This is a genomic window from Lentzea chajnantorensis, from assembly GCF_054300775.1.
On the sequence record NZ_JBSDZT010000002.1, the window covers coordinates 7,915,956 to 7,929,606 of the forward strand.

Annotated in this window: 13 protein-coding genes; 7 read left to right on the forward strand and 6 right to left on the reverse strand. The window is 70.3% G+C overall.

The window, feature by feature from the left end:
- Positions 1–6 precede the first annotated feature (6 nt).
- Positions 7–351 carry a hypothetical protein gene (locus ACVDFE_RS37825; protein WP_458433790.1) on the forward strand — a complete coding sequence of 115 codons (345 nt, stop codon included), beginning with the start codon at positions 7–9 and terminating at the stop codon, positions 349–351.
- On the opposite strand, the gene ACVDFE_RS37830 is transcribed toward ACVDFE_RS37825, so the two are convergent.
- Positions 338–1,348, reverse strand: coding sequence for an NADP-dependent oxidoreductase (locus tag ACVDFE_RS37830; protein WP_360397331.1), 1,011 nt, complete (start codon positions 1,346–1,348; stop codon positions 338–340). The genes ACVDFE_RS37825 and ACVDFE_RS37830 overlap by 14 nt on opposite strands.
- A complete protein-coding gene (locus ACVDFE_RS37835; RefSeq protein WP_458433791.1) occupies positions 1,345–2,580 on the reverse strand; it encodes a cytochrome P450 in 1,236 nt (411 codons plus the stop codon). The genes ACVDFE_RS37830 and ACVDFE_RS37835 overlap by 4 nt, the downstream gene beginning before the upstream one ends.
- A 119-nt stretch (positions 2,581–2,699) precedes the next feature.
- On the opposite strand from ACVDFE_RS37835, the gene ACVDFE_RS37840 reads away from it, so the two are divergent.
- Together ACVDFE_RS37840 and ACVDFE_RS37845 are read left to right on the forward strand one after the other, a co-directional pair.
- Positions 2,700–3,824: an epoxide hydrolase family protein gene (locus ACVDFE_RS37840; protein ID WP_458433792.1), complete on the forward strand. Its 1,125-nt coding sequence runs from the start codon at positions 2,700–2,702 to the stop codon at positions 3,822–3,824.
- Entirely contained in the window at positions 3,821–5,227 is a 1,407-nt protein-coding gene (locus tag ACVDFE_RS37845; protein WP_458433793.1) for an MFS transporter, read from the forward strand. The genes ACVDFE_RS37840 and ACVDFE_RS37845 overlap by 4 nt, the downstream gene beginning before the upstream one ends.
- A gap of 53 nt (positions 5,228–5,280) precedes the next feature.
- Here ACVDFE_RS37845 and ACVDFE_RS37850 read toward each other — a convergent pair whose 3' ends face one another.
- Complete coding sequence (locus ACVDFE_RS37850; protein ID WP_458433794.1) at positions 5,281–6,489, reverse strand: cytochrome P450; 1,209 nt, start codon at positions 6,487–6,489, stop codon at positions 5,281–5,283.
- A gap of 142 nt (positions 6,490–6,631) precedes the next feature.
- On the opposite strand from ACVDFE_RS37850, the gene ACVDFE_RS37855 reads away from it, so the two are divergent.
- Positions 6,632–7,468: an NAD(P)H-binding protein gene (locus ACVDFE_RS37855; RefSeq protein WP_458433795.1), complete on the forward strand. Its 837-nt coding sequence runs from the start codon at positions 6,632–6,634 to the stop codon at positions 7,466–7,468.
- Between the two features lie 49 nt (positions 7,469–7,517).
- Here the strand turns inward: ACVDFE_RS37855 and ACVDFE_RS37860 are convergent, their stop codons facing one another.
- Positions 7,518–7,973 (reverse strand): hypothetical protein, encoded by a 456-nt coding sequence (locus tag ACVDFE_RS37860; protein ID WP_458433796.1) that lies wholly within the window; start codon positions 7,971–7,973, stop codon positions 7,518–7,520.
- Between the two features lie 173 nt (positions 7,974–8,146).
- Here ACVDFE_RS37860 and ACVDFE_RS37865 point away from each other — a divergent pair, with 173 nt between their 5' ends.
- Positions 8,147–8,371 carry an acyl carrier protein gene (locus ACVDFE_RS37865; RefSeq protein WP_360397317.1) on the forward strand — a complete coding sequence of 75 codons (225 nt, stop codon included), beginning with the start codon at positions 8,147–8,149 and terminating at the stop codon, positions 8,369–8,371.
- A 9-nt stretch (positions 8,372–8,380) separates the two neighbouring features.
- A complete protein-coding gene (locus ACVDFE_RS37870) occupies positions 8,381–9,421 on the forward strand; it encodes a ketoacyl-ACP synthase III family protein (RefSeq protein WP_360397315.1) in 1,041 nt (346 codons plus the stop codon).
- Between the two features lie 64 nt (positions 9,422–9,485).
- On the opposite strand, the gene ACVDFE_RS37875 is transcribed toward ACVDFE_RS37870, so the two are convergent.
- A complete protein-coding gene (locus ACVDFE_RS37875) occupies positions 9,486–10,967 on the reverse strand; it encodes an amino acid adenylation domain-containing protein (protein ID WP_458433797.1) in 1,482 nt (493 codons plus the stop codon).
- A gap of 142 nt (positions 10,968–11,109) precedes the next feature.
- Between ACVDFE_RS37875 and ACVDFE_RS37880 the strand changes: the two genes are divergently transcribed.
- Positions 11,110–11,583, forward strand: a complete 474-nt coding sequence (locus ACVDFE_RS37880; RefSeq protein WP_360397311.1) for a hypothetical protein — start codon at positions 11,110–11,112, stop codon at positions 11,581–11,583.
- A 168-nt stretch (positions 11,584–11,751) separates the two neighbouring features.
- Here ACVDFE_RS37880 and ACVDFE_RS37885 read toward each other — a convergent pair whose 3' ends face one another.
- On the reverse strand, positions 11,752–13,506 hold the full coding sequence (locus ACVDFE_RS37885; RefSeq protein ID WP_458433798.1) for an MFS transporter: 1,755 nt from the start codon (positions 13,504–13,506) through the stop codon (positions 11,752–11,754).
- Positions 13,507–13,651: the final 145 nt, after the last annotated feature.

Here is a 13,651-nt window from a genome sequence, read left to right on the forward strand (position 1 = left end):
CCAGCAGTGACGGAAACCCTGTGGGGCATGGACATCACGGGACGATGGCGCGCACGGGTCGGCCGGCCGGGTGGCGATGCGGTCAGCGAGCTCGGTTTCGCGGACGACGGCACGGCCGCGCTCCTGGGCGGTGGCACGGGGTCCGGCACCTGGACGGCGACCGGGCCCGGCACGTTCTCCTACCGGATCACCGAGGAGATGGCCGAGCCGCCCGGCACCGTCGAGATCGCCCAGGACGCCGTGCTGAGCGGTGACGCGTTCGTCAGCACCGGGATCACGACAGTGCGCCGTGCGGATGGCAGCACCATCCGCACGGCGCACGTCAGGATCGCCGCGATCAGGAGAACCTGACCGTCACGTTCCCGGTGTAGGCGCCGGAGAGCAGCGACAGCAACGCCTGCGGCGCCGCCTTGACCCCGCCCTCGACGATCGTGTGCGGGAAGACGAACTTCCCCTCCTGCAACCACTGTCCGAAGTGGACCACCCAGTCCTGGATCTGCTCCGGCAGGTGGTAGCAGGCGAACGGGCGGATCTCCAGGTGCTTCGTGATGGCCGTCATCAGGTCGAGCCGCGGGTGCTCGGCCGAGCCACCGGCCTGGTTGGCCAGCGCACCGCACAGCGCGAACCGGGCGTGCGGGCGGGCGGCCTGGACCGCCGCCTCGAACTGCTCGCCGCCGACGTTGTCGAAGAACACGCTGATGCCGTCCGGTGCCAGCTCGCGCAGCCGGTCGGCCACCGGGCCGTCCTTGTAGTTGAACGCGGCGTCGAAGCCCAGCTCGTTCACCAGCCAGTCGACCTTGGCCTGCGAGCCGGCCGAGCCGATCACCCTGGCACCGCGGGCTTTCGCGATCTGCCCGGCGAGCGACCCGACACCGCCGGCGGCGCCGGTGACGAACACGACGTCGCCCTCACCGGCCTGCGCGATGGTCGCCATGCCGTAGTAGGCGGTGGGGCCCTGCGACAGGAAGTACACCGGTGACGGCACGTGGTGAGGGTTCTGCTTGATGAACTGCTGCGCGGGCCCGGACCAGTACTCCTGCCACGGCCCGAACGACTGCACCAGGTCGCCGACCGCGAGGTCGGGGCTGTTCGACTTCACCACGGTGCCCACGCCACCGGCGCCGGCGGGCTCGCCGACCTTCCACGGCGGCACGCCGGGGATCTGGCAGTCGGCCCGCATGAACTCCTTGAAGGCGGCCGCCACCGACACGTAGCCGACGCGCACCAGCACCTCACCGTCGCCGATCTCGGGGACGGCCACCTCGACGAGGTCGAAGTGCTCGGGGGTCAGGTCGTCCTCGACGTGCTTGGCGAGCCTGACCTCCCACTGCTTCTCGGGGATGCTCATGACTCTCCTTGGTTCTCCAGCCCCCACGTGACGGGGAAGGTGACGAGTGAGTGGTTGATCTCGCCCTGGTGCCACCGCAGGTCCTCGTACGGCACGGCGAGCCGCAGGTCCGGGAAGCGGCGGGTCAGGCCCTCGATGGCGATCGCCATCTCCATGCGCCCCAGCTGCTTGCCGAGGCAGTAGTGCACGCCGTGCCCGAACGCGATGTGCGGGTTGGTGGCGCGGTCGATGTCGAGCACGTCGGGGTTCTCGAAGACCGCGGCGTCCCGGTTCGCCGACGACAGCACGAAGAACACCGCGTCGCCCTTCGCGATCCTCTGCCCGCCGAGCTCCAGGTCCTCCGCCGCGATGCGGTGGAACCCGGTGGTGTCGGTGGCGAAGAGGTTGACGTGCCGCAGCAGCTCCTCGACGGCCGCCGGGATCAGCGACGGGTCGGCGACCAGGCGCCGCCAGGTGTCCGGGTGGTCGTGCAGCAGCGCCAGCACCGAGTTGGAGATCTGGTTGGCTGCCGTGTCGAAGCCGGCGCCGATCAGCGTGAACGCGAACGTCACCAGCTCCTGCTCGCTGAGCTTGTCGTCGTCGTCCCGCGCGGAGATCAGGTCGGACAGCATGTCCTGGCCGGGCTTCTCGCGCTTCTGCGCGATCAGGCCCATGACGTACCCGGCGAGCCGCCCGAACGCCCGCATCGGCGCCTCCGGGTCGTTCTCGTCGAACGTCGCGAACGCCCGCGCGTCGGTCTCGAAGATCTTCAGGTCCTCGGTGGGCACGCCGAGCAGGTCACCGATGACGGTGAGCGGCAACGGGACGCAGAGCTTCTCGACGAGGTCGACCGGCCCGCCGTCGAGCTCGACGGCGTCCAGCAGCTCGTCGCACACCTTCTGCACGCCCGCGCGCATCGCCTCGACCTTGCGGACGGTGAACGCGCCCATCACGAGCTTGCGCAGCCGGGAGTGCTCGGACCCGTCCAGCGAGATGATCATCTCGGGGGTGGTGGTCATGGCGCCGCCGACCTGGGGAGCACCCTCGGCGCACGTCAACGCGCGGCTCAGCCTGGGGTCGGCGAGCCCGGCGCGGACGTCGGAGTAGCCGGTGACCACCCAGGTCGGCGTGCCGGTGTTGGTGCGCACCTTGGCAACGGGGCACGTGGCGCGCAGCTCGTCGTACTTCGGGTCCGGGCCGCGGTAGGAGGAACCGCTGAACGGGAACTCCTCGTCCAGTTCAAGGGGCAGCACGGGACACCTCCGGGAAATTTCGGCCTGGCCTCGCGCCGAACCCTGCTCCGCGCACCTCGAAGGCGGCTCGAAACCCGGATGTCGACCGGGGTTCGAGGTTTCGTCCCTACCTTCGCGCCATGGACACTGCACTCGTGCCGTTCCGGGTCGAGGTTCCCGACTCCGAACTGGCGGACCTCACCCGGCGACTGGCGGCGACCAGGTGGCCGGACGCGGAGACCGTGGACGACTGGTCGCAGGGCATGCCGCTGGCCTACGCCAAGGAACTGGCCGAGTACTGGGCGAGCGTCTACGACTGGCGCGCCACCGAGGCCCGGTTGAACGCCGTCCCCCAGTTCAAGACCGAGATCGACGGTGTCGGGATCCACTTCCTGCACGCCCGCTCCCCGCACCCGGACGCGAAGCCGTTGCTGCTCACACACGGCTGGCCCGGTTCGGTCGCCGAGTTCCTCGACGTCATCGAGCCGCTGACCAACCCGCCGGACCCGGCCGACGCGTTCCACGTCGTCGCGCCCTCGTTGCCCGGCTACGGTTTCAGCGACAAGCCGACCGGCACCGGCTGGACGCTGGAGAAGATCGCCGCCTCCCTCGTCACGCTGATGGGACGTGTCGGCTACGACAGGTTCTACGCGCACGGCAACGACTGGGGCTCGTTCATCACGGGCATCCTCGGCCACATCGCGCCCGGCCACGTCGAGGCGATCCACCTCGTCATGCCGTTCGCGTCCGCCCCCGAGGCGGAGGTCCAGCTGACGCAACGGGACTACGAGGGCCTGGGTGCGCTCAAGGAGTTCGCCGCGAAGGAGTCCGCGTACGCGGCGGTGATGAACACCAAGCCGCAGTCGCTGGCCTACGGGCTCACCGACTCCCCCGTCGGCCAGCTCGGCTGGGCCGGCGAGAAGTACTGGTCCTGGAGCGACCACGACGGTGACGCGGAGAAGATCATCCCCCGCGACCGGATCCTCGACATGGTGTCGGTGTGCTGGTTCACCGCCACCGCCGCGTCCTCGGGCCGGCTGTACTGGGAGAGCTACAACAAGTCGCCGCTGACGCAGGTGTCCGTGCCGACCGGGTTCTCGGTGTTCCCCGCCGACGCGCGGATGCCCAGGGCGTGGGCCGAGCACCGGTTCACCGACCTGCGCTACTGGCGGGAGATGCCGTCCGGCGGTCACTTCCCCGCGCTGGAGAACCCGGTCGTCCTGGTCGAGGAGCTGCGGACGTTCTTCCGGCTGGTGCGCGCATGACGGCGACGCTGAACAGGCCCGGTGCCAAGCTCGGGCTCGTTCTGGCGGTGTGCTGCCTGGCGCAGTTCATGAACGTGCTGGACGCGTCGGTCATGAACGTCGCGCTGCCCTCGATCTACGAGGACCTCGGGTTCGAGCGGCACGACCTGCAGTGGGTGAACAGCGCGTACACCATCGCGGTGTGCGGCTTCCTGCTGCTGGGCGGGCGGCTCGCCGACCTGTTCGGGCAGCGCCGGGTGTTCCTGCTCGGTGCCGCGCTGTTCACGGTCGCGAGCGCCGTCGGCGGCATGGCGACCTCGCCCGGCACCCTGATCGCGGCCCGCGGCTTCCAGGGCCTGGGCGCGGCCGTGATGGCACCGGCCTCGCTCACGGTCCTGGGCACCACGTTCACCGACCCCACCGCCCGCGCGAAGGCGTTCGGCTGGTGGAGCGCGGTGTCCGGTACGGGTGGCGCGGTCGGCGTGCTGCTCGGCGGCATCGTCACCGAGTCGCTGGGCTGGCGGTGGGTGCTGCTGATCAACGTGCCGCTCGGCATCGCGCTGGTGTCGATGATCCGCGGCGCCGTGCCGGAGACACCCAGCAACGGGGGCCGCAAGAGCCTCGACGTACCGGGTGCGATCACCGTGACGATCGGCCTGATGGCACTGGTCTACGGCATCGCGCAGTCGCACGAGCTGGGCTGGGGCTCCTGGCAGGTCGCCGGGTCGCTCGCGCTCTCCGTGGTCCTGTTCGCGTTCTTCCTGCGCCAGCAGACGGTGTCGGCCCACCCGCTGATGCCGCTCGGCATCTTCCGCAACCGCTCGGTGACCGCGACGAACGTCGTGGCGTTCTTCGCGATCGCGGCCCTGTTCAGCACCTTCTACTTCCTCACCCTGGTGCTGCAGCAGGTGATGGGGCTGAGCGCGCTCGCGACCGGCCTCGGCTACCTGCCGCTGTCGATCGGCATCGCGCTGGGCGGGTTCGGCGTGGCGCGGATCGTCCCGAGGATCGGACCGCGGCCGGTGCTGCTCGCGGGGCTGCTCTCGGCGACCGCCGGCCTGCTGTGGGTGTCCACAGCGGACGAGACGTCGACGTTCCTCGGCACGATCCTCGTGCCGACGACGGTGCTGGGCCTCGGCATGGGCGCGGTGCTGAACGCGACCACGAACGCCGCCACGTCCGGTGTCCCGCGCGAGCAGGCGGGCCTCGCGTCCGGGCTGCTGAACACGATCCGGCAGATGGGCAGCGCGATCGGCCTGGTCGTGCTCGCGACGATGTCGTCGGCCCGTGCGGACTCGTTGCTGGCCGCCGGTGAACCGTTGCGGCACTCGCTCGGGTCCGGGTACGGGCTCGCGTTGCTCGGTGCGGGCGTCTTCACCTTCTGCGGAGCGCTGGCGGCACTCGCCGTACCCCGCAAGAAGTAGCCGCACAACGAGAACGGCCCCCGGAAAGCTTCCCGGGGGCCGTTCTTCGTGTGTCAGAAACCCTTGCCGTGCAGGTCCACGGGCAGCTCGACGAGCCGGTGGTTCATGTCGGCGCGCTGCCACCGCAGCTCCTCCTCCGGCACCGCGAGCCGGGCGGCCGGGAAGCGCCGGGTCAGCTCCTCCAGCGCGGCGGTCAGCTCGATGCGGGCCAGCGGGGCGCCGAGGCAGCGGTGGATGCCGTGCCCGAAGGCGACGTGCGCGTTGCCGGTGCGGGAGAGGTCGAGCACGTCCGGGTCGGCGAACAGGGTCTCGTCGCGGTTGGCCGAGCTCGTCGACACGAACACCGCGTCGCCCTTGGGGATCGTGACCCCGAACAACGCGACGTCCTCCGCGGCGATCCGCGGCAGGCCCGTGGTGTCGTTGGTGGACAACGCGATCCAGCGCAGCAGCTCCTCGACCGCGGCCGGCACCTCCTCCGGGTGCCCGCCCAGCCGCACCCACCCGTCGCGGTGGTGGCCGAGCAGGGTCAGCACCGAACTGGCGAGGTGGCACGCCGTGGAGTCGCCGCCCGCGCCGAGCAGCGTGTAGCCGAGGCCGATCAGCTCGTCGACCGCCAGGCCGTCGTCGCCGATCCGGACCTGCGTCAGCGCCGACAGCACGTCGTCGCCGGGGGCGCGCAGCTTGCCGAACACCAGCGCCGCCATGTACTCGCCGAGCTGCTCCCCCGCCGCGGCCGCGACCTCCGGTGCGTCCACGGCGGCGAACTCCCGGATCAGCCGCGCGAACGTGTCGCGTTCGGCGGCGGGCACACCGAGCAGCTCGCTGATCGCGGTGATGGCCAGCGGGAACGTGAACGTCCCCAGCAGGTCGACCGGTCCCTGCCTGGCCTCGTCGTCGGCGCGGTCCAGCAACTCTCCCACCAGCTGCTGGATTCTCGGTCGCATGGACTCGACCCGGTCCACCGAGAACGCCTGCGACACCAGGTCGCGCAGCCGGGTGTGCGCGGGCGGGTCGAGGGAGATGATCATGCCTGGCGGTGCCTGGAAGAGACCGGGGAACACCGGCGCGCCCGGTTCGTAGGACGCCGCGCGGGAGAACCGCACGTCGTCGAGAACGGCGCGGACCGCGTCCTGCGTGGTGGCGACCCAGCAGTGGCCGCCACCGGCGGCGGGCAGGCGCACGACCGGGCTCGTCGCGCGGAACCGCGCGAACTCCGGCGCCGGACCGCGGTAGCTGGATCCGGGAACGGGAAAGGTGACCACCGTGCGCTCCTCACGCTCATGGGATGTTTCCGCACGTTAGGAGTGGTGGCCTGAACCCCGGTCCAGCGCGGTTCGAGTGACCGAGTGGACGCTGAGCGTGATCGGCCATCCAGGCGAACCATCCCCATTCTGGAGATCAACCATGACCATCCTCGTCACCGGAGCGCGCGGCAACGTGGGCCGCCGCGTGCTCCAGCGGCTCTACGCGGCGGGTCACAGCCTCCGCGCGTCCGGCCGAAACCCCGCGGAGCTCGACGTCCCCGAGGGCGTGGAGACCGTCACCCTCGACCTCACCGACCAGGAGACGTTCGTCGCGGCCCTCGCCGGTGTCTCCAAGGTGCTGCTCTACGCGGAGCCGGACGGCATCACGCAGTTCCTCGACGAGGCCGAGAAGGCGGGCGTCGAGCGCGTCGTGCTGCTGTCGTCGAACACCGTCGGCCTCCCGGGCGCCGACGAGGACCCGCTGGCACACCACCACAAGGTCGTGGAGGAGGCCGTCGTCGCGTCGGGCCTGACCTACACGATCCTGCGGCCGGGTGCCTTCATGAGCAACGCGTTCGGCTGGAGCTACGCGCTGCAGGCCGGCGACACGATCGACCAGGTCTTCCCCGAGGCGCAGGTCGCCCCGGTGCACGAGGACGACATCGCCGACGTGGCCGTGGTCGCGTTGACGGAGAAGAAGCTGGAGGACGAGGTCGTCGACCTCACCGGGCCGGAGTCGCTCACGTTCCGGCGGGAGCTGGAGATCGTCGGCGAGGTGCTCGGCCGCGAGCTCGTGGTCAACGGCCTGACCCGCGAGGAGGGTGAGGCGCAGATGAGCGCCTTCGTGCCGCCGCCCGTGCTGACCTCGCTGCTGAACCAGTGGGAGGCCGCGGTCGGTGTCCCTGCGGAGACCGGCGCGACCGCCGAGCGGATCACCGGAAAGCCGGCCCGCACGTTCCGCCAGTGGGTGGAGGAGCACGCCTCGTTCCTGGTGTGACCCCGTGCCGGAGCCGGGGCGGCGGACCTGCCCCGGCTCCGGCCGCGCGTCAGACCCGCGTCATCGTGAACGTGATGGCCGACGTGCCCAGGTTCGTGCCGTCGGCGAGGAAGAACGTCGACGGGCCGGAGCTGATGAAGCCGTGCGGTCCGCTTTGGACGGCGTCCTGGTCGAAGTCGACGTAGGCGAAGTAGGCGCCGTTCTCGTCGTAGACCTTCTCCCCGCGGAACTTGTAGTGGAACGTGGTGGCGCCGGTCCACCACCACGAGCCCTTGGTGGTGGTGTTCTGCTCGTTGGTGAGGAACACGCTGCCGTTGGCCTTGAACACCAGCTTGGTCGGGTGGTCCCCGTCCGTGCGGGTCACGTGACCGGTCCAGCTGCCGACCGGTGTGCAGCCCGTCGCGTTCGCGGCCGTGGTCAGGCCCGTTAACGCGAGCAGGACCACGGCTGTGACCGCTGCTGCGCGCATGAGGGCGGTCGACCGTTTCGGAGTGAACGTCTGCATCTGTGTGGCTCCCAACCCAGGTTGCTTGCGACGGACGCGCGCAACCGTGGACGACTTCCCTCGGCGCAAACTCCAGAACGGCTCGAACGCGGTGTTTTCCGTTGCGGCCCAAGCCCATCTCGACCCGGGCAACGCAAAGTTCTCATTACTCAAGGGCTGACAGGGAGGACGCCGTGACAGATCGGGAGACAGAGCTCTGCGACCTGTTCGGGGAGGTGCTCGGAGTGCCGGGGATCGAGCCGCAGGACCACTTCTTCGACCTGGGGGGCCATTCACTGCTCGCGTCGAAGCTGGTCAAGCAGCTCCACGAGCGGTACGGCGTCCGCGTCCCGTTGCGCAGCTTCTACGAGGACCCGACGGCGCGCGCCGTCGCCAAGCAGCTGGACCAGGCAGCCTAGGAGTTCGACATGCGGTGGAATGACCTGTACATCGCCGGTGTGGGCACATACCTGCCCGAGCAGGTCGAGACGGTGGACGACGCCATCGCGGCCGGCCGGTACACGGAAGAGAAGAAGGCCATGAACGGCTACCGGGAGCTGCGCGTCGCCGCTCCGGGCGAGACCGGTCCCGTCATGGCGGCGAAAGCCGGTCTGGAAGCCGTGGAGCGCTCCGGCCTGAGCCCGCTGGACTTCGGCCTGACCGTGCACGCCTCCCTGTCGCACCAGGGGCTCGACCTCTGGACGCCGGCGAGCTACGTGCAGGCCAACACCGTCGGCGGCACCGGGCCCGCGTTCGAGGTCAAGCAGGGCTGCAACGGTTTCATGGCCGCGGTGGACCTCGCGGCGTCGTACCTGTCGTCGCACCGGGACACCTCGGCCGCGCTCGTGACGGCGGGCGACGCGTTCCACCTGCCGTACTTCGACCGGTGGGCGTCGGAGGAGCAGAACGTCAACGGCGACGGCGCGGGGGCGCTGGTGCTGTCCAACCGCTCCGGTTTCGCGCGGGTCCGCTCGATCCACTCCCACGCCGACTCCACCCTGGAGCAGATGTCGCGCGGGTTCCAGCCGTGGACCACCGGACCGTTCCTCGACGGCCGGACCCTGCAGCTCAACAGCGGTGTCGAGGACTTCCTGCGCAACGCCGACGTCGACCTCGACGACATGATCGCGCGGATCGGCGGCGGGGTGCGGCACTCGCTCAAGATGGCGTTGTACGAAGCGGAGATCGAGCTCGCGGACGCGCGGTTCTTCCTGCACCAGCAGCTCGCGGAGACCATCGTCACGCACGGGATCTGCGGTCTCCTGGGGGTCGACCGCGCTTCCACGACCTACGACTGGGCCAAGCAGTACAGCATGGTCGGCACCGCGGACATCGCGATCGGCCTCGACCACGTGCTGGCCGAGCGCGACCCGAAGCCGGGCGACCTGGTCGTCCTGCAGTCCTCCGGCGCCGGCTACGTCTGGACCGCCGCGGTGCTGGAGATCCTGGAAGTCCCGTCCTGGCTCTAGCGGACGCGTCGAAAGGGGCGGGCTCTCCCTGCGAGCCCGCCCCTTTCCGCGTGTCCTGACCCGCTCAGACGTAGAGCGCCTTCGAGCTCCAGTCCGGTTCCGGCAGCGCCTTGCGGTCGGTCTTGCCGTTGCTCGTGATCGGCAGCTCGTCCACCACGACGAACCCGGCCGGCACCATGTGCTCCGGTGCGCTCGCACGCATGTGGGCACGCAGCGAGCGCTTGTCGATCCCCTCGTCGGAGGGCACCACCCACGCCACCAGCCTGCGGTCACCGCTGGGGTGGGTGCGCACGCCCACCGCCGCGGCGCGCACCTGCGGGTGTTCGGTGAGCGCGTTCTCGACCTCGCCCGGTTCGATGCGGAACCCGCGCAGCTTGAACTGGTCGTCCATCCGGCCGAGGAACTCGACGACGCCGTCCGGGCGCCGCCGGGCCTGGTCGCCGGTGCGGTAGTAGCGCACGCCGTTCCAGCTGCCGCGCACGAACCGCTCCTCGGTGAGGTCCGGGCGCTGCCAGTAGCCGCGGCCCACCTGGGCGCCGCCCGCCCACAGCTCGCCCGCGGTGCCGTCGGGCACCGGTGTCCCGTCGTCGCCGACGATGACGACGTCGGTGTTCTGCAGCTGCCTGCCGATCGGGAGGGTGCCGCCGAGGTCCTCGTCCGCGCCGACGCGGTGGCAGGTGACGAACGTGGTGGTCTCGGTCGGGCCGTAGCAGTTGATGATCTGCACGGTCGGCAGCGCCTCCCGCAGCCGCCGGATGTGCGGCACGGACAGGACGTCACCGCCGGACATGACCGTGTGCAGGCCTTTGAACGCGTCGACGTCCACGTCGATCTGCCGGTGGAAGAGCGCCGCGGTGAGGAACAGGACGGTGATCTCGTTGGTGCGCAGCAGGTCGCCGAGCTCCTCCGCCTGCACCACACCGGGTGGGGCGAGCACGAGCCGGGCGCCGTTGAGCAGGGCGGCCCAGATCTCGAACGTGGCGGCGTCGAACGCCACCGTGGCGAGCTGGAGGAACCGGTCCTGTGCGGTGATCTCCAGGTAGTTCGGCGCCGTGACGAGGTTCGCGATGTTGCGGTGCTCCACCATCGCCGCCTTGGGCCGGCCCGTCGAGCCGGAGGTGAACATCAGGTACGCCACGTCCTCCGGTGCCACGACCGGGAGTGCGTCCACAGTGGACCTCGACCCGCGCGGCGGCACCTTCAGCGTGGTGAACCCGGCGGAGAACCGGCCCACCACGACGGACACCTGCGCGTCGGCGAGCATCATCGACACCCGCGCCTCGGGGTCCTCGGGATCGATCGGCACGTACGCGGCGCCGGCCTTGAGCACGCCGAGCAGTGCCACGACGAGCTGCGCCGACCGTTCCAGGCACACCGCCACCCGGTCGCCGGACCGCACACCGGCCTCGACGAGCTCGCCGGCGAGCGCGTCGGACCACCTGTCCAGCTCCGCGTACGTCACGACGTCGTGTCCCGCGGACAGCGCGACCGCGTCGGGCGTCCTGGCCGCCCGGCAGCGGAACGCGTCGGTCACCGATGCAGACATGCCCCAGCTCCTCTCGCTTTGTGCCATCCTCCGCAACCCGCCTCGAAGCCGCCTCGGGTCACAACTGGCGCTACAGGGGTGCTTGAGCTGCGCGAACAACACTCAGCGCGTCCGCTGCCCCACCTCATCGGAGGCGTCCCCCATGAACGTCCGCAAGAAGGCCATGGCCGCCGTGGCCGCCTGTGCGCTGGCAGTACCCGTCGTCGCCGCCGCCGGTGCCACCGCGAAGCCCAGCTACGAGAACGCGCTCGTCGGCCGCTGGGACCTCACCGTCACCATCCACATCGAACAGCCGCCGCTGCTGACGCCGCTGTTCTGCGACTTCACCGCCGACTACCAGCTGCACTGCGAGACCAAGCCCGGCTACCCCGACCACCTCGAGGGCCGGGGCGTCTGGACGGCGGCGAAGGACGGCCAGTTCAGCTTCTGGATCACCCACCACGCGCACCGCGACGAGAACGGCAACCCGGTCGGCTCGATCAACGCGAGCCACCTGGGCAAGATCAGCGCGAACAAGAAGAAGTTCAGCACCAAGGCACACACCTACATCAACATGAACGACGGCACCCCGTGGCAGGGCCCCGTCGACGTCGAGGGCGCCGCGTTCCGCATCTGACCCCCCGTCACACCCCGTCACCCCACAGGCCCCCACCACCCGTGTGGGGGCCTGTTCTCGTGCACGCGGGGGCCCCGCGTTCCCCCAGGAGGCACGCGGGGCCCCCGCGTGCTCACAGCAGAGGGCCCCGGACGGGTGGTCCGGGGCCCATTGCGACAGCGGGTGGAACTACGCCTTGGCGGGTTCCTCAGCGCCTTCGGCGGCACCGTCCTCGGCGGGAGCGCCCCACTCCTCCTGCTTCAGCCAGCGCGGCAGGAAGGAGGCGAGCAGCAGCGCGAGGGCCGCGAAGCCGAAGCCGACGTACAGCGTGGTGCGGAACGCGTCCGTGAAGGACTGGCCCGCGGCCTGGTGCGTGTACCTGTCGGCGACGGCCTTGGCCTGCGGGTCGGCCTGCAGGGCGGCGCACGCCGCCGCACCGGACTCCGGCGTGCCGGCGAACCCGCTGACGGCGCAGGTCTTGAACGCGCCGGCCAGCTCGTCCGCCCTGGCGTCGGCGACACCGGCTGCCACGAGCTCCTGGCGGACCTGCGGGGTCAGCGACTCCGCGTTGGTCGCGCCGTGGGAGGCCAGCGGCGAGAAGAACGCCAGCGTCACGACCGAGATGCCGACCGCGAAACCGAGCTGCTGCTTGGTGTTGATCAGGCCGGAGGCCGCACCCGCGTCCTCGTGCGGCACCTCCTGCAGTGCGAACAGCGCGATCGGGGTGGCCGTCATGCCGAAGCCGAGGCCGATGAGCAGCAGCCCGGGAACCAGGCCCCAGCTCGTGACGTCGGGGCTGACCGAGAACAGCAGCACCGCGACACCGACGGCGATGACGACGGCACCGACCTGCAGGACGGCGCGGCCGAACTTCGGCACCAGCGCGATGACCGAGGCCGACGCGGTGATGAACGCACCGATGCAGAACGCCAGCAGCGTGACACCGGTCCGCAGCGGCGAGAAGCCGAGACCCTCCTGCAGGTACAGGTAGAGCGCCAGCATGAACATGCCGGTGAAGCTGAACATGCCCAGCATCAGCGCGAGGGCCGCGGAGAAGCTGCGGGACTTGAACAGGTTCAGCGGCACGAGCGGCATGCCGTCCTTGCGCTGCTTGGCCTTCTCGTAGGCGACGAAGCCGATGAAGCCGACGACGGAGGCGGCCATCAGCACGAAGCCCCAGGCCGGCCAGTGCAGCTCGCGGCCGAAGGTCAGCGGGAACAGCAGGGCCGTGAGGCTGACGGTCGCGAGGACGACGCCGACGAGGTCGAGGCGGATGCGGCTCGGGGCCTTCGACTCGTTGATGTACTTCCAGCCCAGCACGTAGCCGAGGATGCCGATCGGGACGTTGACCAGGAAGATCGTCCGCCAGTCCCAGCCGAAGACGTTCCAGGCGACCAGGAGGCCACCGACGAGCGGCGCGATCGTGGCCGCGAGACCACCGATGGTGCCCTGGATGGCGAAGACCGCGCCCTTCTCCTTGTCGGGGAAGGTGACGTGGATGATCGACATGACCTGCGGCACCATCAGGCCGGCCGCGAGGCCCTGCGCGAGGCGGGAGGCCACGAGCATCTCCGGATTGATCGAGATGCCGCACAGGAACGACGTGAGGACGAAGCCGAGGACGCCGAGCTGGAACATCCGGCGGCGGCCGTAGATGTCACCGAGGCGACCGCCGGTGATCAGTGTGAGGGCGAACGCGAAGACGTAGCCCGCGGTGATCCACTGCAGCTGCACGAAGCTCGCGCCCATGCCGTGCTGGATCGCGGGGAGTGCGACGTTGACGATGCTGCCGTCCAGCATGTCCATGAACGTCGCGACGGTCATGATGATGAACGCGATCCAGCGGCGCGGGTCGGCCGCCGGCGCGTCGACGACCGCAGCCGCCTGCGCAGCGGCAGCCGCCGGTGGCGACTCCAGGTCGGGGTTGGTGTTGGTGGAGGTCACGATTTCTCCTCAGATGACTGATGTTCCGCTGCGCACGGCAGGGGGTGGGTCAGGACTCGTCGTGGCTGGAGAGCCGGTCTTGTTGAACGAGGTCCCACCTCCTGCCTCCAAACGACGACTGCCGGTCGAGCTACCAGGGTGATCC